This window comes from Sphingosinicella microcystinivorans, assembly GCF_027941835.1.
Taxonomy (GTDB): Bacteria; Pseudomonadota; Alphaproteobacteria; order Sphingomonadales; family Sphingomonadaceae; genus Sphingosinicella.
In genome coordinates this window covers 2,154,060-2,177,122 of sequence record NZ_CP116005.1, presented here as the reverse complement: position 1 = coordinate 2,177,122, position 23,063 = coordinate 2,154,060, and the positions used below count along the sequence as shown (strand labels likewise).

15 protein-coding genes are annotated in these 23,063 nt (G+C 66.4%); 7 read left to right on the top strand and 8 right to left on the bottom strand.

Annotated features, from left to right (window positions below):
- Positions 1 to 180: 180 nt before the first annotated feature.
- Positions 181 to 3,459, top strand: a complete 3,279-nt coding sequence (locus tag PE061_RS10460; RefSeq protein ID WP_271259021.1) for an amidohydrolase family protein — start codon at positions 181 to 183, stop codon at positions 3,457 to 3,459.
- Positions 3,449 to 4,285 carry a formylglycine-generating enzyme family protein gene (locus PE061_RS10455; protein WP_271259020.1) on the top strand — a complete coding sequence of 279 codons (837 nt, stop codon included), beginning with the start codon at positions 3,449 to 3,451 and terminating at the stop codon, positions 4,283 to 4,285. The genes PE061_RS10460 and PE061_RS10455 overlap by 11 nt, the downstream gene beginning before the upstream one ends.
- 42 nt (positions 4,286 to 4,327) lie before the next feature.
- Here PE061_RS10455 and PE061_RS10450 read toward each other — a convergent pair whose 3' ends face one another.
- The gene (locus tag PE061_RS10450; protein ID WP_271259019.1) at positions 4,328 to 5,035 is read right to left on the bottom strand and encodes a Crp/Fnr family transcriptional regulator; all 708 of its coding nucleotides are present in this window, start codon (positions 5,033 to 5,035) and stop codon (positions 4,328 to 4,330) included.
- 138 nt (positions 5,036 to 5,173) lie between these two features.
- On the opposite strand from PE061_RS10450, the gene PE061_RS10445 reads away from it, so the two are divergent.
- The 3 genes from PE061_RS10445 to PE061_RS10435 are packed head-to-tail and all read left to right on the top strand — an operon-like array spanning position 5,174 to position 8,365.
- The gene (locus PE061_RS10445) at positions 5,174 to 7,417 is read left to right on the top strand and encodes a TonB-dependent receptor family protein (protein ID WP_271259018.1); all 2,244 of its coding nucleotides are present in this window, start codon (positions 5,174 to 5,176) and stop codon (positions 7,415 to 7,417) included.
- A gap of 19 nt (positions 7,418 to 7,436) precedes the next feature.
- A complete protein-coding gene (locus PE061_RS10440; protein WP_271259017.1) occupies positions 7,437 to 7,883 on the top strand; it encodes a hypothetical protein in 447 nt (148 codons plus the stop codon).
- Complete coding sequence (locus PE061_RS10435) at positions 7,880 to 8,365, top strand: hypothetical protein (RefSeq protein WP_271259016.1); 486 nt, start codon at positions 7,880 to 7,882, stop codon at positions 8,363 to 8,365. The genes PE061_RS10440 and PE061_RS10435 overlap by 4 nt, the downstream gene beginning before the upstream one ends.
- A gap of 34 nt (positions 8,366 to 8,399) precedes the next feature.
- On the opposite strand, the gene PE061_RS10430 is transcribed toward PE061_RS10435, so the two are convergent.
- The 5 genes from PE061_RS10430 to PE061_RS10410 form a co-directional block, all read right to left on the bottom strand.
- Positions 8,400 to 9,299: a 3-keto-5-aminohexanoate cleavage protein gene (locus PE061_RS10430; protein WP_271259015.1), complete on the bottom strand. Its 900-nt coding sequence runs from the start codon at positions 9,297 to 9,299 to the stop codon at positions 8,400 to 8,402.
- Positions 9,296 to 10,216, bottom strand: a complete 921-nt coding sequence (locus PE061_RS10425) for a 3-hydroxyacyl-CoA dehydrogenase NAD-binding domain-containing protein (RefSeq protein ID WP_271259014.1) — start codon at positions 10,214 to 10,216, stop codon at positions 9,296 to 9,298. Before PE061_RS10425 ends, PE061_RS10430 begins: the two co-directional genes overlap by 4 nt.
- An 18-nt stretch (positions 10,217 to 10,234) precedes the next feature.
- Positions 10,235 to 11,671: an APC family permease gene (locus PE061_RS10420; RefSeq protein ID WP_271259013.1), complete on the bottom strand. Its 1,437-nt coding sequence runs from the start codon at positions 11,669 to 11,671 to the stop codon at positions 10,235 to 10,237.
- Positions 11,668 to 15,048, bottom strand: coding sequence for an amidohydrolase family protein (locus tag PE061_RS10415; RefSeq protein ID WP_271259012.1), 3,381 nt, complete (start codon positions 15,046 to 15,048; stop codon positions 11,668 to 11,670). Before PE061_RS10415 ends, PE061_RS10420 begins: the two co-directional genes overlap by 4 nt.
- Before the next feature lie 78 nt (positions 15,049 to 15,126).
- The gene (locus tag PE061_RS10410; RefSeq protein WP_271259011.1) at positions 15,127 to 16,392 is read right to left on the bottom strand and encodes a spinster family MFS transporter; all 1,266 of its coding nucleotides are present in this window, start codon (positions 16,390 to 16,392) and stop codon (positions 15,127 to 15,129) included.
- A gap of 280 nt (positions 16,393 to 16,672) precedes the next feature.
- Between PE061_RS10410 and PE061_RS10405 the strand changes: the two genes are divergently transcribed.
- Positions 16,673 to 17,644: a succinylglutamate desuccinylase/aspartoacylase family protein gene (locus PE061_RS10405; RefSeq protein WP_271259010.1), complete on the top strand. Its 972-nt coding sequence runs from the start codon at positions 16,673 to 16,675 to the stop codon at positions 17,642 to 17,644.
- Entirely contained in the window at positions 17,644 to 18,336 is a 693-nt protein-coding gene (locus PE061_RS10400; RefSeq protein ID WP_271259173.1) for an aspartate/glutamate racemase family protein, read from the top strand. Before PE061_RS10405 ends, PE061_RS10400 begins: the two co-directional genes overlap by 1 nt.
- A gap of 249 nt (positions 18,337 to 18,585) precedes the next feature.
- Here PE061_RS10400 and PE061_RS10395 read toward each other — a convergent pair whose 3' ends face one another.
- A complete protein-coding gene (locus tag PE061_RS10395; protein ID WP_271259009.1) occupies positions 18,586 to 21,681 on the bottom strand; it encodes a TonB-dependent receptor domain-containing protein in 3,096 nt (1,031 codons plus the stop codon).
- Between the two features lie 497 nt (positions 21,682 to 22,178).
- Positions 22,179 to 23,057, bottom strand: a complete 879-nt coding sequence (locus PE061_RS10390; RefSeq protein WP_271259008.1) for a LysR family transcriptional regulator — start codon at positions 23,055 to 23,057, stop codon at positions 22,179 to 22,181.
- Between the last annotated feature and the right edge of the window lie 6 nt (positions 23,058 to 23,063).

The following is a 23,063-nucleotide window of genomic DNA, read 5'->3' as shown; positions in this document are numbered from 1 at the left end:
GATGCTGGCTGCGAACGCCAGATGCAAACGCAAAGGCCGGCGTTGCGCGAGGCGCACCACGAATCGCGGCTCCGGCGCGGACGTGCGCGGTGATGCGCGGGCACCGGCGACTGCGCCATTGGCAGCACTACCGGATGCGGTGCAATCCTAGACTGCGCGGACAGAGTTGGGGGAGGCAGTATGACGATCAGACCGGCGTTTCGCAGCATGTTGATCGCCGCGGCGGCGGCGACCGCAATAGCAGGCGCCGTTTCGGCGCAGGACGCGCCGGAGATCCTGACGTTCCCGGCTCGCGACGTGGCGCTCACGCTCACCGAAGGCACGTGGATGAGCGTCGACGTCAGCCCGGACGGCAAGACGATCCTGTTCGATCTGCTGAACGACATCTATGCGATGCCCGCCGCCGGCGGCGAGGCGAAGGCGATCCTCTCCGGCCCCGCGACCCAGCGCAGCCCCCAGTTCAGCCCCGACGGACGCAGCATCCTGTACCTCAGCGACGAGGACGGCGCGGACAATATCTGGGTCGCCGACGCGGACGGCCGCAACGCCCGCCAGATCAGCCGCGAAACGATGGCGATGATCGCCGCGCCCTCGTGGTCGCCCGACGGCAGGTCCATCGCGGCGACGAAGACCAGCGCCTCGGTGTCCGACATGCGCACCTCGGAAATCCGGCGCTTCGACGTGGCGGGCGGCGCCGACACGCAGATCGTCGAGCCGCCGAGCAGCGGCAAGGACATCCAGGAGCCCCGCTACGCGCCGGACGGCCGGGCGCTCTATTACACGGAGCGCGTTGGCGGCATCCACTACGTCCATCTCAATCCGGGTTTGTCGAACTTCGTCATCCGCCGGCGCGACCTCGTCTCCGGCGAGACGGCCGACCTGATTTCCGGCTTCGGCAGCGCCACCAGCCCGCAGGTCTCGCCGGACGGAAAGATGATCGCGTTCATCCGCCGCGTCGGCGCCAGGACCGTGCTTTTCCGCTACGACATCGACACCCGCGCGCAGACCGCCGTCTATCAGGACCTCGATCGCGACCTGCAGGCGGACTATCTGGCGCAGGAGCATTATTACCCGGCGTTCGACTGGTTCCCGGACAATGTCCACGTCGCGATCTGGGGCAAGGGCAAGCTCTACAAGGTGAACATGCGCAGCGGCGCGGCGACCCAGATTCCGTTCCGCCTCACCGCCCGCCACCGCATCCACGAGACGTTGCGCGCCCGGCTCGACCTCGCGCCGGACCGCGTCGAGGCGAAGATCATCCGCCAGATCGCCCCGTCGCCCGACGGCAGGACGCTGGCGTTCCGCGCGCTCGGCGCGTTGTGGCTGCAGGACATGGCGGGCGCCGCGCCGCCGCGGCGGCTGACGAACGGCACGGGCGCCGAGACCGGCCCCACATGGTCGCCCGACGGCAAATCCATCGCCTATGCCGACTGGAACGACGAGACCGGGAGCGAGCTTCGCCTTCGCAGGCTCGCGGGCGGGCGCGAAAGCGTCGTCGCGAAAAGCCGGGGCATCATCGGCGAACCCGTCTTCTCGAACGACGGCAAGAGCATCGCCTACCGCATCTTCGACGCGGACAGCGCGATGGGCGGCGCAGCCGATCCCGGCGGCCTCTATGTCGTGAGCCTCGACGGCGGGAAGCCCCGCTTCCTTGCGAAGGCCGCGGGCCTTGCGCGCTTTTCGCCCGACGATTCGCGCATCTATTTCATGGGCGTGCCGGACTACGGCGCAAGGCGCGCGGTGATCCTGCGCAGCGTGGCGGTGACGGGCGGCGACGCGCGCGACCATGCCTATGCGGAAACGGCGGATACCGGCGACTTCACGCTCAGCCCCGATCTCGGGTGGATCGCCTTCAAGGAGGAGCAGGAGCTCCACCTCATGCCCTTCCCGGCCGCGGGCGACACCGCCGCGAAGATCACCGCGAAGGACAATCCGTCCGCCCGGCGATTGACGCGGTCGGGCGGTTTCGAAATGGCGTGGAGCGCCGATTCCGCACGGCTCTACTGGACGCTGGGGCCCGGCCTCTACAGCGCCGCGCCGGGAGATGCCGCCGCCGGCGCGCCCGCCCGGACGATCGCGCTCAGCGCCCCCGCCGACGTGCCTGGCGGCAGCATCGCCTTCACCAACGCGCGCATCCTGCCGATGACCGGGGACGACACCGTGATCGCGCGCGGCACGGTCGTGGTCGAAGGCAATCGCATCAAGGCCGTGGGCGGCGAAGGCGGCGTGGCCATTCCCGCGAACGCAAAGGTCGTGAATCTCGGCGGACGCACGCTGATGCCGGGCTTCTTCGATGCGCACGGCCATATCGACTGCTGCTACGGCACGAGCGCGATGCCGCAGAAGCACCCGACGCGCTACGCCGCGCTCGCCTACGGCATCACCACGAATTTCGATCCCTATGCGAACGAGCTTCCGAGCTACGAAACCGGCGAGATGACGATCGCCGGCAGGATGGTCGGCCCGCGCTGGCTCACCACCGGCAACGTCATCTACGGCCGCGCCGGCAAGCCCGACCGTGTGTTCAACCGCATCGAGAGCCTCGAGGACGCGCGCGCCATCGCGCGGCGCAAGGCGGCGATCACGGACGGCGCGATCCTCAAGAGCTACAAGCTCACAACCCGCGCGCAGAAGCAGTGGCTTCTTCAGGCCGCCTCCGAAAACGGCCAGATGGTGGACGCCGAGGGCGCCGGACACTTCTACGACAATGTCAGCATGATCCTCGACGGCTACACCAACCTCGAGCACAACCTGCCCGTCGCCACCTACTACGACGATCTTCTCCAGCTCTTCAGGAACGCCCGGCTCTCGACGACGCCGACGCTGATCGTCACCTTCGGCGAGCTGTTCGGCGAGAACTACATCTACCAGCATCAGGAGCCGTGGAAGGAATCGAAGGTCCGCACCTTCATTCCGGGCGTCAACAACGCCTACAATCCCATCTCCGGCCCGTCGGACGCGCCCCTGTACGTCCGCGCCATGCAATCGGTCCATCAGGCCGACGCGCTCTACGACGTCGGCTTCCGCTCCGTCGGCCGCTCGATCAAGCGGCTCGACGATGCCGGCGTCACCGTCAACGTCGGCTCGCACGGCCAGTCCTCGGGCATCGCCATCCACTGGGAGATGCAGCTCCTCGCCGAAGGCGGCATGGCGCCGATGCGCATCCTTCGCGCGGCGACCGTCAACGGCGCGCGGACCTTCGGCCTCGATCACCAGCTCGGGACGATCGAGCCCGGAAAGCTCGCCGATCTCATCGTCCTCGATCGCGATCCGCTCGCCGACATCAGGAACACGAACAGCGTGCGCTACACGATGGTGAACGGCCGCCTCTACGAGTCCGAAACGATGAACGAGATCGGCAACCATCCGCGCGCGCGCAGCAAATTCTTCTGGGAAATGACCGATCAGCACGGGATCGACTGGAATCCCGCGTGGGGGGAGGCGGGACGTGAACGCTAGGCCCTGCATCCTGCTTGCGGCCGCCGCGCTGCTCTGTTCGCAAGGCGCACACGCGCAGCCGCCTTCGGCGCCGGACATGGTGGAGATTCCCGGCGGCGTCTTCGCGATGGGCGCGACCGTGGACCGCGGCTACGGCCCCATCGACGGACCGACGCACGATGTCCGCGTTCGCCGCTTCGCCCTGGCGAAGCGCGAGGTGACCGTCGGGGAGTTCCGCGCGTTCGTGAAGGCGACGGGCTACGCGCCCGAAAGGAAATGCAACGTCTACGACGCTGGGACGAGCTGGCACATCGACCCCGCCCGCAGCTGGTCGTCTCCCGGCTTCGCGCAGGACGAGGATCATCCCGTCGTCTGCGTCAGCTGGGCCGATACGCAGGCCTATATGGCGTGGCTCGGCGCCGGGACCGGCGAGCGGTATCGGCTGCCGTCCGAAGCGGAGATGGAATACGTCACGCAGGCGGGCGGCGTGGACGTGAGCCACGCCACGGCGAATATCGGCAAGGTGGAATGCTGCGGCGGCGCGGCAGAGGGTCGCGACGTCTGGATCGAAACGGCCCCGGTCGCCAGCTTCCCCGCCGACCGGCTCGGCCTTCACGACATTCGCGGAAACGTCTGGGAATGGCAGGCGGACTGCTACCACGCGAACTACGACGGCGCTCCCGACGACGGAACGGCGCGCACGGCGTGCCCGGAGCCCGGCTATCACAGCATCAGGGGCGGCTCCTACGGCGACGCCGGCGAATTCCACGATCCCCGCTTCCGCCTGCGCGGCCCCGCCGACCAGGGCTTCTTCACCGTGGGCTTCCGCCTCACCCGCGATCTCTAGGCACGCCGGACAAGGCGCCCCGCAAACGGGCTTGCGCGCACCCTAGTCCGCCCTGCCTTCCGCGAGGCGGCGAACGGCGCCGGGATCATGGATGGTGAGGCGCTGGCCGCTGCTGGTCAGGATTCCCGCCTTTTCCCATGCCGCGACCGTGCGGCTGGCGGTATGCAGCGTGGTTCCCGCGAACTCGGCGAGATCCTTGCGCCGCAGCGGTATATTGATCGTCGTTCCGCGCGCCCCGCCCCGCCCGGACTGCGCGGCAAGCCGCAGGATGGCCTGCGCGATGCGCTGTTCGACGCGCTGAGTGGTCAATTCGCGGACCCGCTCCTGAAGCTGCGCCATGCGCACGCCGAGCGCCCGGATCAGGTTGATCGCGATGCCCGGGTAGCGGGCCATCAGGCTCGACAGGTCCGGCTCGGACCACGTCAGCACCCGCGACGCCTCGACGGTTACGGCATCGGCCGGGAACCGATGGTCGGTAAACAGCGGCACGGTGCCGAACATCTCGCCGGGGCCGATGAAACGGACGATGGCCTGCCCGCCGTCGCTGCCGCTCTGCACGATGCGGACGCTCCCCGTATCGAGCGCATAGGCCCGGGAGACGAGGTCGCCCTGCCGGAAGATGGCGACGTCTTTCGCAACGCGCTCGATACGCATGACGAGACGGACCTCCTCCAGCGCTTCGGCCGGAAGCGAGCGGAACAGTTCGAGCATCCCGATCCTGTCGAGCGACACGGCAGGCTCCACGCCCATAGGCCTTCCTATCCACGCTCTCCGTCATCGCGGCGGCCGCCCGCCGAAATCCGCGCATCGTTTGCGCTGGAACAAAGTCCGCGCCTGCAAAGCCTTTTATATGCAATCCATTCTCAATAGCAATTGAATGGTTGCACCATGCCTGCCGTTGCCCGATCGTCCACTATCCCTTTGCCCGGCGCGCCGTGCATTCCGTCCGTCCTCAGCGCCCTGATCCTGTCGGCGGGTCTCCTGCCGCAAGGCGCCCTCGCCCAGTCGGCGACGCCGGGCGCGACCGAGGAGATCGTCGTGATCGCGCCGCGCAGCCCGGTCGTGGCGCGCCTCGATGCCGCGCCGGGCGCAACGGCCATCCTCTCCGCCGAGGCCATGCCCGCCAGCGCGAACCTCACCATCTCCCGCGCGCTGGCCGACGTGCCCGGCGTGGTGGTGCAGGATTTCTTCGGCGGCAACGACCAGCCGCGCATCCAGATGCGCGGGTCGGGGCTCCAACAGAACCCCGTCGAGCGCGGCGTGCTGATGCTGCGCAACGGCCTGCCGCTCAACCGCGCCGACGGCTCCTACATCGTCGGTTTCGCCAATCCCGGCGAGGCCGAGGCCGTCGAGGTCTATCGCGGCTATATGGCCAACCGGCTCGGCGCGACCGTGCTCGGCGGAGCGCTCAACCTGATTTCGCCCACCGGCCGCAGCGCACCGGGCGTCAAGGTGACGGCAAGCGCCGGCAGCTTCGACCAGTTGGGCGGCGGTGTGCAGACGGGCTTTGCCGGCGACCGGGTCGACGTCCTGATACGCGGCGACATCACCCGCCGCGACGGCTACCGGGACTATAACGAGTCCCGGCGCGCGGGCGTCGGCGGCAATGTCGGTCTGCGCCTGTCCGAGACGCTGACCGTCCGCGTCTTCGCAAGCTACGCCGATCTCGGTTTCGACGTGTCGGGCCCGCTCACGCGCGAACTGCTCGAAAACGACCCGCGCGCCGTGTTCACCGGCCCGACGGTCACTTCCGCGGGCGCCGTCAACCCCGGGCCCAACGTCGTGCGCGACCGTCCGCGCCGGGAGGCCACGCAATTCCAGACCGGCGCGCGCGCGACGGGTGCGTTCGGCGCGCATATCGTCGATCTCGCGGTCGGCTACGCCGGCACGGACGACATGTTCCGCTTTCCCGTGTCCGCGGGCATCCGCGTGACCGAGGGCGACGACGTGACGCTGGTGGCGCGCTATGCCTTCAAGCCCGATGCCGCACGCCCGCTGCCGCTGTTCGAGGCGACCGCGCAATATGTGACCGGTTCGGCCGACAGGGAGAACTACCTCAACCTCTCGGGGAAGCGCGGGGCCCTGTTCGGGCGCAGCCGCCTCGAGGCCGACACGCTGTCGCTGAATGCCGGGTTCAATATTCCCCTCGCCGATCGGCTGACGCTGTCGCCGTCGCTCTCGTGGTCGCGCGCCACCCGCGACAATATCGACCGCTACGAGTCCCCGACGCGGCCGACCGCCGCCTACAGCCCGGCCAATCCCGCCGCGGCGCTGCCCGGCGGCGCCGTGCCCACCGTCAGTACCGGCTACGCCCGGACCTACGAAGGCTGGAGCCCGGCGCTGGGGCTGGCCTGGCAGCCCTCGGACGATCAGACGATCTTCGCGGCGGTGAGCCGCAGCTTCGAGCCCCCGACCCATGACGACCTGCTGGCAACCGTGAACGGCACGCCGAACAGCAGTCCCGGCCGGCCCAATCCCGCCAACCCCGCGTTGCCGGCCGCCGCCTTCGTGACCCCGGCGCTGAAGGCGCAGCGCGCAACCACGGTGGAAACCGGCTGGCGCGGCCGGTCGGGGGCCGTCTCGTGGGATGCGGTCGCCTACTATAGCTGGGTCCGCAACGAGCTGCTGAGCCTGCGCGATGAATCGGGAACCTCGCTGGGTGCGGCCAATGCGCCGCGCACGCGCCATCTCGGCGTCGAGCTCGGCCTGACCGCGCAGGTCCTGCCGACGCTCACCGGCCGGATCGCCTACACGTGGCAGGATTTCCGCTTCCGGGATGATCCCGTGCGCGGCGACAACCGGCTGGCCGGCGCCCCGCGTCACTGGATCAACGCGACGCTCGGCTGGCGGCCGGACGATCGCTTCACAGTGCAGGGCGTTCTGCGATGGGTGCCGGAAAAGACGCCGGTCGACAACCTCGGCACGCTCTACAATGATCCCTATGCCACCGTCGACCTGCGCGGCGAATACAAGCTGAACGCGGCCATGACGGTCTTCGCCGAGGTCGCCAACCTGTTCGACGAGACCTATGCCGCCTCGACGCTCATCATTGATCAGGCGCGGCCCGATCAGGCCGCCTTCCTGCCAGGCGACGGCCGGGCGTTCGGCGGCGGCGTCCGCCTGAAATTCTGAAACGGAGAAAGGAACCGCCATGAACCCTTCCACCCTGTTTCTCGCCGCCGCCGCGTCGCTGGCGATGCCGGGCCTCGCCTCGGCGAAGTCGACCCGGCTCGACATCGACCGGCTCAGCTACGATGTCGTCCACGACGCCGCCCGGCGTGGTGTGCTCGCGGTCGACAGGGACGGCCAGCCCCTCAGCTTCCTGCTGCGCATCGGCAAGGGGCAGTTCCTGCCGCCGCACGGCGGGACCGGCCCCGTTCGCCTGCTGACCGTCGTGTCGGGCACGCTGTCGTGGGGTGACGGGAGCGAGGTCGATCCGGCCGCTGAACGCAGCTTCGGCCCCGGCAGCGTGATCGTCATACCCGCGCAGGGCGGCGAACACTGGGCTGCCGCCCGCGCGGGCGACGTGCTACTCCAGGTCGTGGTGGTGCGGGACGGCGCGCTGTCGCCTGCGGCGAGCGCACAGGTGTCGCCATGAGCGGCATCGACGATCTGGCGCTCGCCCGCACGCTGCACGTCCTCGGCGTCGTCGTCTGGATCGGCGGCGTTTCGATGGCGACCACGGTCGCGCTGCCCGCCGTGCGGCGCAGGGCGCTCGGCGAGGATCGCATTACCGCGTTCCAGGCGTTCGAGCGCCGCTTCGTCTGGCAGGCGCGGGCCGCGGTGCTAATCGTCGGCGTGTCCGGCGTCTACATGATCGAGCGCCTCGACCTGTGGGACCGGTTCGCCGACATCCGTTTCTGGTGGATGCACGCGATGCTGTGCGTCTGGTCGCTGTTCTTCCTGCTGCTGTTCGTCGGCGAGCCGCTGGTCCTGCACCGCTACTTCCCGCCGTGGGCAAGGCGCGATCCCGAGCGCGCCTTCGCCGCGCTGCACCGCGTCCATGTCGTGCTGCTTGCGCTCGCGATCATGACGATTATCGGCGCGATGGCCGGAAGCCACGGCTGGCTCCTGTTCTGACGGCGGGTACGCCGGGGACCATGCAACCAGGCGCCTAGCTGCCCCGGAGGCCGAGCGCCACGCGCGCCTCGTCGGATGTCGCGACCGACGAACCCAGGGTTTCCACGAGATTGGCCGCCCGCTCGACCAGTTGGGCATTGGTCGCGAACACGCCCCGGCGCAGGTACAGATTGTCCTCCAGCCCCACCCGGACATTGCCCCCCGACAGAATGGCCATCGCGGCCATCTCCATCTGCATCCGCGAGATGCCGAAACCCGTCCATTGCGCCCGTTCGGGAAGGAGGCTGCGCATGTACAGCATGGTTTCCGGCGTCGCCGGCGCCCCCCACTTCACCCCAAGCACGAACTGGTACAGCGGCACGCCGTCGACATAGCCGTTCGCGACCAGATCGTTCGCGAAGAGGACATCGCCGGCCTGGAATGTCTCAAGCTCCGGCTTCACGCCGAGCTGTTGAAACACCCGCGCCATCCCCCTCAGCGTCCGGGGCGTATTGAGGTAGACGAACTCCATGTCGCCTTCCACCTGATTGGCCGTGGTGACATCCAGCGAACAGATGTCGGGAAGGCAGTCGCGGATGTGGGCCACCCGCTCCTCGACGGTACACACGTCGCTGCCCGGTCCTGCGCGGCTCTCGTCTTCCGGATCGGGAAGGAAATACGCGCCCATCCCGCACGTGAGGTTTATCACGAGCTTCTCGTCGACGCTGCGGATGCGGTCGACCACCTCACGGAACAACGCCGGATCCCGCGAACCTTCCCCCGTTTGCGGATCGCGGACGTGGAGATGCACGATCGCCGCACCAGCCCGGGCCGCTTCCAGCGCGGAACCGGCGATCTGCTCAGGCGTAACCGGAAACGCCAGCTCCTTGGGATAGCGCGGCGACAGCGGCGCTGATCCCGTGACGGCACATGTGATGATCGTCTTGCGGCTCATGCCACCTCGTCTCCCTCGCTGTCTTTGGTGTTCCGTTGCACCGCGCGTAACGCGCGCAGCAGATCGTCCCGCGCGGCAAGCGCCCTGTCGGGCTGCTGCCCCAGGCTCCCGCGCAGATCGCCGTCAATGCGCCGGACCAGATCCTCGTCTATTCCGCATGACGCGCCGATCGCATCGAAAAGCGCCGCCCAGACGGACCGGAACTTGCCCATGTATTCGGCATAGCCTCCCGGCGCATTGAAGTGGCCGGTCTCGAAAGGGCCTGAGGCCGCCCAGCGCAGGCCCAGGCCGTCCGTGACCACCTTGTCGAGGTCGGTCGGCGAGATCACGCCGTCCGAAACGAGGCGAAGCGCTTCCGCCACAAGCGCGGCTTGCAGGCGGTTCAGCGCGAACCCGAAGATTTCCTTGCGGATTTCCACGGGGGTCTGCCCGCACCCGCGCATGATGGCGCGCACCGCGTCCAGCGTTTCATCCGACGTTTCGCCGGTACGGCAAAGCTCGACCAGCGGAACCAGATGCGGCGGGTTGGTGGGATGCACGACGAGGCTGCGCGCCGATATGTGCAGGCCGCAGAGAAAGGAGGAGCCGGGGAGCGTGGACGTCGACGATCCGAACAGGGTCTCCGGCCCGGCAACCGCGTTCATGGCTTCGAAGAGATTGCGCTTGATGGCGAGGGACTCCGGCCCCGACTCCTGAACATAGCACGCACCTTGCAAGGCCGCTTCCAGCGACGCTGCACAAGTGAAGGCGGCGGCACGGTGCGGAAGCTCGGCCTGCAACAGGCGCACGGCCTCCCGCGCGACGCCGCCGTTCGCATCGTGGAGCGTCACGCAGTGGCCCGCCTCCGCAAAAGCGCGGGCCCACGAGCGCCCGACCGTGCCCGTCCCGATGCAGGCGATTTTCAAGGGTTCAGGCATCAAATCGAAGCTCCGTGATTACCGTGCGGAAATATCGGTGCAGGGTGTCGAGCCCGGCGCCGCCGCCTGACGCCCGGCGCGGGTGCAGCGGGCGAATGCGAGGCCGACGACCAGCCAGATCAGCACCAGAATCCATTCGAGCGGGACAGATCCCCTGGCGTTGATCAGGGGCTCGAGAAAGGTGGATGCCGACATGCCGAGCATGAGGAGCAGCGCAGCACTGATGGTTGCCGTGCCGCCCGGTGTGGAGAAGGACGGGATCGTCCCGCCGGAACGGCGCAGGCGGAGGAGGGCGACCAGACAGATCGCCGTCGCAGCGGAAACGCACATGGCGGCCATGTTGATGATGGGGATGATGGCGCCGCGCCCGAGCAGCATTCCCGCAATGCTGGCGAGGCTGACGAACGCAATCGCCTTCGCCGGCGCACCGGCGCGGTTCAGACCGGTGAACGCGCGCGGGAGCAGCCCGGCCCGGGCCTGCGCGAGCACGAGCCGCGCGGCCATGAGCACGATGCCGTTCCACGTTTTCACGAGGGAAGCCGCGGCGGCCACGATCACGACCGTGCCCAGCACGCCGGACGGGCTCAGCGCGCCGAAGGCGGCGGCGGCCGGCAGCCGGGTATCGAGCAGGGACGCCCACGGCAACGCGCGCCCGGCCGCCACAACCACGGCGCAATAGAAAATCGCAGCCGCGATGATCCCCCCGATCATGGCGCGCACGACGTTCTGCATCGACACGTGCGGCGCGCGTTCTTCAATCGCCTGAATGGAAGCCTGAAAACCATAGAGCAGAACGGCGCACGTCCCGAATATCCACGCGGCGCCGGCAGGCCAGCCGGAACCCGCAGCACCGCCGAAAAAGGGAGTCAGATTCTGCCAGCTGCCACGCACAAGGCCCGCACCGATCAGGAACGCCATGACCGCGATGAATCCGTAGGTGATGAACCGCTGAAGAAACAGCGAGACCCGGGTGCCGGCGACGTTCACGCCCCAGATCACGGCCGCCCCGGCCAACCCGATGGCAAGCGCGTCCCACGTGATCGCCTCTCCCAGCGTCACATAGACGACGTCCGCCGTGATGCGGGGAAACAGCGTTTGCAGCAGCACCGCGATCGCAAGACCTTCGAACGCACAGATCGCGATCAGATAAAGCGTCAGGAACCATCCGGTCACGAAGGCGGGCGTCCGCCCCCAGGCTTCCAGAATATAGACGAACTCGCCGCCCGCGCGGGGATAACGGACGGCAAGTTCGGCATAGCATAGACCCACGAGCACCATGGCGCTGCCGCCGGCCAGGATGGCGAGCACGGCGCCGCCGGGCGATGCACGATTCAGCCAGTCGCCCAGCAAGACCACCCATCCCGAACCGACGATGCTGCCGAAGGACAGCGCGAAGAAGCCGCCCGCGGTGATAACCCGCCTCAACCCGGCCGGTGCCTCCCGGCCAGCGCTCATGGACGGTTTTCGGCGGCTGCCGTCCCGGTATCTTCCCGCCGCAAACCGAGCACGCCGGCATCGAACCAGGGCGGAATTCCATAGGGCCTCGCAGACGGCCAGCTACGGTCCAACGACGGCGAATCGTAGAGACGGCCGCCGATCATGACCGAGGCGATGGCGGTGGTGTTGCGAATGTCCGCCAGCGGATCGGCATCGAGAATGACGAGATCAGCCACCTTGCCCGGTTCGATCGTTCCGATCTCCCGTTCGAGCCCGAGCATCCACGCCCCGTCACGCGTTGCCATGGCCAGCACCTCGTAAGGGTCCGCCGCGGCGGCGTAGGTCCACATCTCCCAATGCGAGTCGCGGCCCCACAACTCGCCGTGCCCGCCGATCGTTGCATGTCCGCCCGCCGCGCGGATGGCGGCGACATTCCCGGCCATGATCGGGAAGCTGTATTCCTCGATCGGCCTCACGCCGCTTTCCCGGTGAAGGGCCAGCGCCTGCCAGGGCAGAAAACGCCGCATGATCGGGTCGCGCCACAGGTCCTGACGGGACTTGTGATACTCCTCGGCCCAGCGGCCGGCGCCGGCGACGATCAGGGTCGGGGAATAGGTCGCCCCGGTCCTCCCGAAGAACTCCACGGCGTCCCGATAGAGCGCCATATAATGCAACGGATGCTCGAAACCGGCGTGGCCGTCGAGGATGGACCCGACGTTGTAATAGAGGTCGCCGCCTTCATTGGTTGCGGTGAGCCCGAGCCGGCGCGCCCATTCGCCCAGCATCTGACGTTGATCGCGCCGCGGCGTCAGAAATATCTTGATTGACCGGGCACCGAGATCGGCCCGCCTGCGCACCAGTTCTCCCGCCCCGGCGAAATTCGCCGGGCCGGTCTGGGGCGCATCGGGAAGCAGGGATTCGCCCGTGGCGTAGCTCCGCGGGCCGATCACCCGCCCGGCCCGGATCAGTTCGGCGACCGGAAAGAACGCGTCGCTGGAGACGGACGGATCGAGCGTGGTCGTCACCCCGTGCGCCATATACAGGGCCTGCGGCGCAAGATTCTGCGGGAACAGATCGGTGTTGGCGAAACCGCCATGTGCGTGGACATCGACAAAGCCGGGGACGACGGTGCGCCCGGCCAGATCGACGACCCGGTCGCTTGCGGAGGAGTTGCAGACGCCGACGCAGGCGATCCGGCCGCCGTCGACGATGACCGTTCCGCTCTCGATCACCCTGTGGCTGCCCGTCATCGGTATGATCCGGGCATTGGTGAGGGCGATCCGGCGGCCCTTGGGCGGCGTTCCCGTTGCGACCGCCGCCTGAACGGCGAAGCGCTGCGCTACGCCGCTGGCGACGTTGTAAATGTGCAGAGTCCCGGCGGCGGCGTAGAGGATCCGGTCCTGATCCAGCCAGCGAACATGGGTCGCCCCGCCCGAACTGATCCGGCGAACGCGATGCTGCGGGTTTTCCTTGACGACGGGTTGCGGCAGGCTTTCTCCCTGCCAGTAATTCTCCTGGTCGGCGGCGTATCGCGCCTGCGACCTGTAGGCGGGCGCGACGTAGAGCTCGTCTTCCTCGATATAGGCGATCCGGCGGGAGTCCGGCGAAAGAACCGCGGCCGTGGCCGTCGGGAAACGGGCGATGTCGCGCTTCGATCTCGGGTCGTCCGGCCGGATTGCCGAAAGCACCGTCTCGCCCCCGGGTATGGGCCTGCCCGCAGCCAGATAGGCTTGCACATTCACGTCGCCGCGGCGCGCCGTCGAGAGGATCGCTCCGTCCGAACCGATCGACAGCGGCGCCGGTGTGACCCCCTCCTGAATCACCCGTTCGCTGCCCCCCTGAAGCTCGACAAGGTCGAAGCGCAGGTTGTCGGCAGCGGCAATCCGGACGGGATCCGATTCCCTGCCGCGGAACACGTAGATTCGTGAACCGGTGCGATCCCATGTGGGGTACATATAGACTGCCGGCTGCGTCGTGATGCCCTGCGGTCGGCAATCGCGCAGGTCGCAGACATTGACCCGGCCGAGATCGCGGTCGTTCCAGCTCACGAACGCCAGACGCGCGCCATCGGCCGATACGTTCGGCATGAAGTGAGCGGCTTCCTCCGACCAACGGACGATCGGCTTCGCCGTCGATCTCGCCGTTGCCGGGGCGACCCAGATCTCGCCGACCGCCTCGAACACGAACTGGTTGTCCGCGGCAAGCTGCGGCCAGCGAAGGACGCTGCTGGTAAACGAGTCGTCGGCGATTCCGCCCCGTGCGCGAATCCGCTCGCTGACGGTGCGCCGGACCCGTGCTTCGAAAGGAATCGGATCGACGCGGCCATCGAGCCAGTGCCGGTAGAGCTTTCCATCCCGCCAGATCACGAGCGCGTTCGAATCGCGCGTCCATGCGTAGCCGGGAAGGATACGCAGGTTCTTCATGCCGTGCGCGCCCTGCATGTCGAGCGTGATGGGCTCGATCAGGACGCGCTCCTCGCCGGTCTGGAGATCCCTGATCCACAACGCGCTGCGCTCGTTGAAGCGATGGCCGCGATGTTCGATCGAACCGCCGGGAATGCGCCTCGCAAACGCGAGCCAGCGTCCGTTCGGCGAGACTTCGGGTGCCAATTCGTTGTTGGTGCCCGTTCGATACTCGCGCTCCCGCGTCGGCGCAGTCACGTTCTCGATGCGGCCGCTTCCAAGATCAAGGCGCCGAATGTGCTGATTGCGCTGCAACCCGTGGAGGGGCTCGGCAAAGCTGCTCGCCATGAAATAGAGGCTGCGATTGTCCCCGGTCAGGGTCGGCCAATAGGCCTGTGTCCCTGAAGGAGCGCCGACCAGCTCCGCTGCGGGCTCGCCGCCCGGATGAACGGGAAAGCGCCAGATGCGTGCCGAACGGCGATGCATCGAATAGGTCGGGAACTCGCGCACCGCGTAGATGGAATTGCCGTCGGGCGCCCATATCGGGCCGGTTATGCGGCTGATCGGATCGGAGAAGACGATCCGCGGATTCCGGCCATCGGCGTCCATGATCCAGAGATTGGCCTGTCCGCCGCGGTCGGAAACGAACGCGATCGAGCGGCCGTCCGGCGAGATGCGCGGGTGATAGTTGAGCGCGACCCCGCTCCCTTGCGTCAGCGATGCGGCGGTGCCGCCGGCGATCGGCAGACGGTAGATGTGGCCGAGCATGTCGAACACGATCCACTGGCTGTCGGGGGAAATATCGACCGACATCCAGGTGCCTTCATCCGTGGCGAAGTCGACGTCATAGGTGCGGCCGCGCGCCTGCGTGACGTCCCAGTCGGGATCCGGGTCGTGATTGAGGAACTGGGCAGGCCCCTCCGCCGACATCGCCGGAACTTGGGCGAGCGCCGCGCAGACGACCGCCCCGACACGAAATGCCCCCTTAAGCATTCTCTCTCCTCCCCCTTCCCTCAGATTTGCATTCCCGATGCGCACGCCGGGGCCCCGCCTCTTTTGGCGTGAGACTCGTCATTCAAGCGGTGCGCGTTCGTAGAGGCGCTCGGCCGCCGCCTTCGCCAGCCAGAGACTCGCCACGCCGAACACCACCGCGGTCGTGCCGACGATGGCCATGGCGCCGCCTATCCGGGTTTCGTCCCTCAGCACATGATCGGACACGAAGGCGATCGCCGTTCCACCGAGGCCGATCCCCGCCAGATTGACGACGAAGAGATAGACGGCCGAAAGCCGGGCGCGCAGATCGGGCGGCGTGGTGAGCTGGATGGCGGTCACCGCGGGGCCGAAGCAGAAGCACGAAAAGAAGATGATCGGCGTGATCCCGGCAAGGCTCAGCTCGGGAGAGTCGACGACCGTCGCCCACAGCGGCCACGGCAAGAGCGCGACGGCGCCCCAGAGGCCGACATGGACTGGGGCCGTGACCGGTCTCCGGCGGCGCCAGACATCCGTAAGCCAGCCCCCGGCGGCCATCCCCAGCGGCCCCGCCGAAAGCATGATCAGGCCGATCCACACCCCGGTCCGCGATTTCGACCAGCCGTGGGCGCGGAGGTAATACTCGGCCAGCCATGCCAGAAAGCCGTTGAAAAGCAGCGATATGAACGAGAAGCCGAGGAAGAGCGCAGCGATGAACCGCCAGTTCCTGCGCAGATAGGGACCGAGCGCCGCGCTTCGGCTCAAGCCGTGCTGCTGCGCGCGCCTCCGCGGCTCCGGGAGCATCAGCAGGGTCGCGAGAGCGACCGGCAGTCCCGCCACCCCCACCAGAACGAAAACCTGCTGCCACGGCGCGAGGCCTTCCAGCATCCACCAGTCGAACCCGCCGCGTGCGACGAGGGCGTCCACGAGCCATCCGCCCACCAGAAATGTCGCGCCGATCCCGAGGTAAACGCCGGCGCCATAGGCACCGAGCGCCCGGCCGACCTGATGCTTCGGCGCCAGATCGGTGATGAGGGAGTAGGCCGCCGGCGACAGGGCCGCCTCGCCGATGCCGACCCCGACCCTTGCCGCGAACAGGTGCGCGAAATTTCGGGCCGTGCCGCACAGCGCGGTCATCAGGCTCCAAAGCGCAATGCCGACGGCGATGATCCGCGGCCGGTTATGGCGATCCGCGAGGACGCCGATGGGGATGCCGACAACCGTGTAGAGGATCGCAAAAGCCAGCCCATGCAGCAGGCTGAACTGCGTGTCGCTGATCTGGAGATCGGCCCGTATCGGACCGACGAGAAGCAGAATGATCGTCCGGTCCACATAGGAAAGCGCGTAGGCCAGGGTCAGAAGAGCCACCGAGGCCCAGGCCGTCACCGCGTCGCGACGTTGAAGCTCGTGATCGCAGACGACATCGCACGGCACGCTTCATCCCTCCCCTAACTGCAATCACGCAACGACGTGGAGGCTTTTCCAATATATGTCAAATTAATATGAGTGATCTCTATCATGATTTAATTCTATTCAAGGACAGGTATTTAAATAACTTCGTTTCATTCAATTTATAAGAACGATTAATTTGACGCATACACGTTCCTTCCCCACTTGTTGTCGCGATAAAGCCACCAGGGGAGCGAGGATGATCAAGGAGTGGATCGAGGAACCGCGTCCCGGTTTGAAGCTGGGACGGATCATCTTTGATAACCCGGTCCTCGATCGTCATAGCTGCCCGGTCATCGAGATGAGCGGCGGCCCGGGCCCCTTGCTCTGCATCATGAGCGGGATACACATCAACGAGGCGTCGAGCATCGCGGCGGCGGCGAACCTTGCGGATCATTTCGATCCGGCGACCCTGAAGGGCACGATCTCGATCATCCCGGTGGTGAGCACCCACAATCTCTTCAAGTACACGCTCGTCACGCCGCCTTCGGCAGGCCGGGACCTGCACTGGTCGTATCCCGGCTCGCCGGACGGCACGTTCAACGAAGCGCTGGCATATGCCTTGCTGAACGACTGGGGCAGGAACGCGGACGTCCTGCTCGACTTGCACGGCGGCGATCTCGATGAACGGATGACGCGTTACGTCGTGATCCAGTCCACCGAGGACCCGGCGTTCAACGCGCGCGCGCGCGCCCTCGCCTCGTGCTTCGACACATCGCTCGTGGTCGAACTGGCCGCAACCGGAGACGCCGAGTTCGGCCGCTGCTGCACGGCGCTGTCCGCGCAGCGCAAGCTCGGCCTTGTGTCCGAGGCCGGCGATTCCGGCACGCCGGATGCGGAGTCCATCCAATGGCATACCCGGGGGATTCTGCAGGTCGCGGCGTGGCTGGGAATGATCCCGTCCGCCTTCAAGGGCCGTGAGGATCAGGCTTATCTCGATCGCTACGAATGGATCACGGCGCCCCAGGCGGGCCTGGTGGAGCGAACCTTCGAGCCGGGCGAATGGATCGAGTCCGGCGAGGTGATCGGTATCGTGCGGGACTTCTACGGCCGCGTGATCTCCGAGATTCGCGCGCCGGCGAGCGGCTTCGTCATGATGCAGAAGACGACGCAGATCGCCAGCAAGGGCTATTGGATCGGCTCGGTGGCGATCCCGCGCGGACAGGATTGATGCGAACGATCGGTCTGATCGGCGGAATGAGCTGGGAATCCACGGCGCTCTACTATCGCATCATCAACGAGGGCATTCGCGACCGGCTTGGCGGCCTGAACTCGGCGAAGCTGCTGCTCTGCTCGGTCAATTTCGCGGAACTGGAACGCCTTCAGCACGAGGAGCGGTGGGAGGAGGCGGCCGCCATACTGCTAGAGAGCGCCAACGCCCTGGAACGCGCCGGGGCGGATTTCATCCTGCTGTGCACCAATACGATGCACCTTGTCGCCGATACCTTGGCAGGCGGAATGAAGCGTCCCCTGCTGCACATCGCCGATGCGACCGGCGAGGCCATCCGGGCCGCAGGGATTTCGAAGGTCGGGCTGCTCGGCACCCGCTTCACGATGGAACGGGACTTCTATGCCGGACGGCTGAGGCGCCGCCACGGCATTGACGTCATCATACCGGAGCAAGCGGCGCGCGAGACGATCCATCGCATCATCTACGACGAGCTCTGTCAGGGACAGGTGAGAGCCGGATCACGCGACGCCTATCTGGAAATCGTGCAGGCTCTCGTCTCGCGCGGCGCAGAAGCCGTCATCCTCGGCTGCACCGAGATCGGATTGCTTCTCGGACCCGGGGACACGAATATCCCGTTGTTCGACACCACCCGAATCCACGCCGAGGCCGCGGTCAGGATGGCGCTCGCGTAGCGCCCTCTCGGGGCATTCATGGAGCAAGCCGGAGCTTGCCCGATACCTATCCCGTTGGGCAGCAGGCCCGTGACGATCTTGCCCGCGTCTGCAATGTCGCCTCCGGATGCCGGCCGATTCCCCCTCAATGAAAATGAAGATGCCGGTGCTCAGCGATTGCTGTCCGCAGTATGTTCAGCCGCATCAAGAAAAACCACCCGCCATGCCGGGCATGGCGGGTGGTCGGCTGAGGAACGACGCCTCTGCTGATCAGAAGGTCGTCGTGACGCCGAGGTAGAAGTAGCGGCCGATGCTGTCCCACGGTGCGGTCGCCGACGGATTGGATCCGTCGCCCGTCACGATCCTGTACGGCGGCAGGCGATCGAACGCATTGTCCACGCCGGCATAGATGTTGAAACGCTCGTGCACGTCCGCGCTCACCCGGAAGTTGTGGTAGAATACCGCCGGATACCAGATCTTCGGGTAGGCGTCGGGGTCCGTCGGAGCACGGCCCTGATGCGAATTCTGCATCTCGTATTCGGCGGCGAGCGTCTGACGGCCGATATAGCGGAGCTGATAGCCGAAGTCCCAGTTTCCGAAATCCAGCCTTGCGCTGAACTGCCCCTGCCAGGCGGGATCGCCGAGCTCGCTCTTTTGCCGGTTGGAGAAGCTCGGGTCATTGATGTTCGTGAAATTGTTGCGATTGATGACGTAGCTGACCAGAGTGCGCAGATCGAGCTGGATATTCCTGCCTATCGTGGTCCGATAGCTGACGTCCACATCAATGCCGGACGATTCCGTCCGCGCGAAATTGAACGGCTGAGCGATGAACGAGGGTCCCGTCACAGGCAGGGTGACGGGCGCACCGGCATGGGTGACATTGCCCTGTCCCGCGAAGGTCCCGTTGGCGTTCCGGAAGATCAGCCGGCAGTATTGATTGTCGATGCCGTCCGGGGAGTCGTAGCAGAGGTTCAGGATGTTCTGCACGCTCAGCGATGCAATCGCGTCGCTGATCTTGACCCGGTAATAGTCCGCGCTGACGACCAGCCCCGGAATGGCCCGCGGCTCGAGGACAACCCCGGCGGTGAAGCTGTTGCCACGCTCCTCGCGAAGGTCGATATTTCCGCGCGACTGCCCCCGGATCGCGGACACCGCCCTGTTGGAGAACGGCTCGGTCGTGGTGATCCCGTTCACGGCGAACGTCTGGGTCAGCGGAACTCCGGCCGCGGCGCAATTGCGGACGCGATTGGGATTGTCGTTGATGTTCTGCTGGCCGCAGGGATCGGCAAGGCCGAGCGGGCCGTTCACGTCGCTGGCGGGCGTATACAGATCGCTGAGCGTCGGCGCGCGAACCGATCGGGAAAAGCCGGCGCGGAACCGGATGTCAGGGCTCGGTGCCCACGTGCCTCCCACGTTGAACGCGAACACCGTACCGGTCGAACCCAGATTATAGTCGGACAGCCTGCCCGCCGCGCCCAGCGAAAGCTCGTGGAAGAAACGCTGATCGGCAAGAAGCGGCACCCGCAGCTCTCCGAACAGTTCCTTCACCTCGTAGGCGGGCGGCGCGAAGGGCGCACCGAAATTGAAGAACGTCGCGCCCGGCTGCCGCGTGAAGGGGTCCGAGGTCGCGAAAGCTTCCTCGCGGCGGAACTCCGCCCCGAGAACGAACCCGACCGGACCGCCGGGAAGCGTGAAAAGCGCCGACGAATCGCCCGAAATGAACGCGGTCGCATTGAACTGCTCACCCCGTTCCTTGCGGTTCGAGGTGTGGCTTATGTAGCCGAGCGCCGCCGGGCTGATACGTCCGCTGCCGAACAGGTTCGCCGGAACGCAGGCCGGGTCGTCATTGGCCGGATTGGCGTCGGCATTCACGCGGCAGACGATTTGCCCGGCATCGTTCCTCACCGCGTCGATGGCCCGGGCATATTCCGCGAGGCGCACGTTCCCGGTCGAGGCAAGCGACGATTCGAGACGGCCGTAGTTCACGGCGACTTCGTAGCGCCAATCGTCATTGAAGCGGCCGTCGATGCCCGCCACGATACGGAACGTCTCGCGGGTGAGGTTCGAGCCGATGACGCCAAGGTCGTTATTGTACCTGAGCGCCGAGAACGTCTGCTGGCCGGGGGCCAGCGTCGGCAGCAACGCGGCACGGGCAGCGTCGGTGAGAAACGGATTCTCGATGTTGAAGGTGTTGTTGAAGAATGTCGCCTGGGATTCCTGCACCGCGTCTATGCGGACATACTTGGCTTCCATGAAGGTGCGGAAGGCCGGCGAGAATTCATAGCTGGCGAGAAGGTTTGCGCTCTGCCGCTTCACCTTCGGGCTTAGCATCCCGGTGAGGCGCAAGGTCGAGCCGAGACCGCCGATGCAGACGGAGGAGTTGAACTGCCTCAGGTCCTGCAAACAGGGATTGCGGACGAGGCTGCCGTCCTCGAGGAAAACATAGGTCTGTCCGAGTTGAGCCAGCGGATTCGAGCTGGCCGGATTGGGGGTCCCTGAACAGGCGGCGGCACGCCGCGCCTGAAACTGGTCGTTCGTTTCACCCACGGCCGGCGCGACCGGGCACGTCGCTGTGTACAGCCCGCCTTCGGAAATATTGTTGTTGCGCACGTTGGTGAGGAAAGCGCGGTCGGGGATGCCGTTCCCGGCCGGGGATTCCGCGCCGGGACGGATCACGCCCGCGGAGGGGTTGACGTTGGGTCCGGTGTTTTCGGTCGGCGTGAAAAGGCCGCGGCCGGAAAAGGCGCCGGTCTGGTTGTCGCGTTCGCGGAAATAGAGAGCGGCCTGGCGCGAATGCTCGAGATTGATGGCGATATTGCCGCGGCCGTCGGCGAAATTGCGGCCCGCCGTCAAACTCACGAAATGGCTCTCGCGATCGCTTTCGTCGGATATGCCGAGTTGGCCGCGCACGCGGATGCCTTCAAAGTTCCTTTTCAGGACGAAGTTCACGACGCCGCTGACCGCGTCGGACCCGTAGATCGCCGAATTGCCGCCGGTCACGATGTCCACGCGCTCGATCAGCTCGGATGGGATGGTGTTGATGTCGACGCCGAATCCTCCGGCCTGCGACGTGACGTGACGGCGTCCGTTGACCAGCACCAGCGTGCGCGGAACGCCCAGCCCGCGCAGGTCCAGCAGGTTGAGGCCGGCATTGACCTGGCTTCGTCCCGAGCTCGCCTGCGTCACCGCAGGCCGGAATGCCGGCAGGTTGGTGAGGGTATCGCCGACCGCCAGATTGCCCGTGGCGAGCACCTCTTCGACACTGACCGTCGAGATGGGAATGTCGGCCTCGCTGTTCGGCCGCGAGAGGCGCGAGCCGGTGACGATGATGAGATCCTGATCGGGCGCGGAGGCTTGTGCGGGCATCCCCGAATCCGGCTCTCCCTGGCTGCCGGCCATCGTCTGGGAATAGGCGGGCGCCCCGATTGAAAGACATCCGATCGCAAGGGACCGAAGGCAGATCGTGTTCAGCAACTCCAGAGTCTTCATCTTAATGCTCCCCCAAACATTTGAACGATGGATTGTCGGTTCAACGTCGCATTGTTTTCCTCCGGGAAGCGGGAGCGCGCGGCACCTGAGGCAGCCGGCACGACCGAGCCTTCCGAAAAGGATAGTGAACACGGCTTCTGAAGGGTGCTGCAGCAACCACATGCCTTCGGCCGCATGACGGCGGGGCGCTCTCGCGGCGGCAGAAACTCATGCCTCCCTCAAGCCCTCGCCGTTCCGTCAAAAATGGCTGAAGGGGTATATTTGTCAAATTAATATGATGAATTGGTAGAATTATTTATTTTTATTCAATCCATGCAAAGCGCCTGCATCCGCGCATGACGACCGGCCAGGATTCCCGATGTCGAGGGGATATTTTACGTCGGGGCGACTTCCGACAGAACGTCCAGAAACGCTTTCGCGGCAGGAGAGACGGTCTGCTCGGATCGCGCCGCGAACGCGACATGCCTGACGACCCGCGGCTCCAGCGCGACGGCACGGAGTTCCGTCATGTCCTGGGCCGTCAGTGCGGAACGCGGCATCAGCGTGTATCCCTGGCAGGCGCGCACCAGCGAAAGCGTCAGCGCCGGTCCATGGGCCGCCACGGAGATCAGGTCGTCCGGCCTGATTCCCGCCGAAACGAACGCCGCATCAATCAGCGGCTCGAGCGCCCCCTTCGGGCGAATGAAGGGAACGGATTCGAAAGACCTCAGTTCGCCTGCGGGTTCGAGTTCTCCACTCGCCACGATGCAGATATCGTCGTCGAAAATCGGCATCGTCCAGAGTTCCGGACACGGGAGGTTGACCATCCCGAGATCAATCCTGCGGTCGAAGATGGCCGCGACACAACTGTCGTCGGCCGATTCCACCACCTGAACCGAGATCTTCGGATAGCGCCGCGAAAACTCGGCGATGGCGGAGGGCAGCAACCAGTGGACGGCGCTCGCGAAGCAGCCGAGCTTCAGCGAACCGGACTGGAGCGCCGATTCGCCCTTCACCGCAAATTCGAGTCGTTCCAGATGCACGAGCGCCAGTCGCGCCTCCGCGAGCGCGAGAAGGCCGGCGGCGTTGGGAACGGTCCTGTCCCGTTGCCGTTCGAAGAGGGGCTGCTGCAGCATCTCTTCGGTTTGCCTGATCGCGTGGCTGACGGCGGGCTGGGTCACGGAAAGGCGCTCGGACGCCAGCGTGAAGCTCCCGGTATCCGCAAGCGCGACGAGCGCCTTGATCTGGGCGATGGTAAGATTAGTCGTGCTCATGGCAAT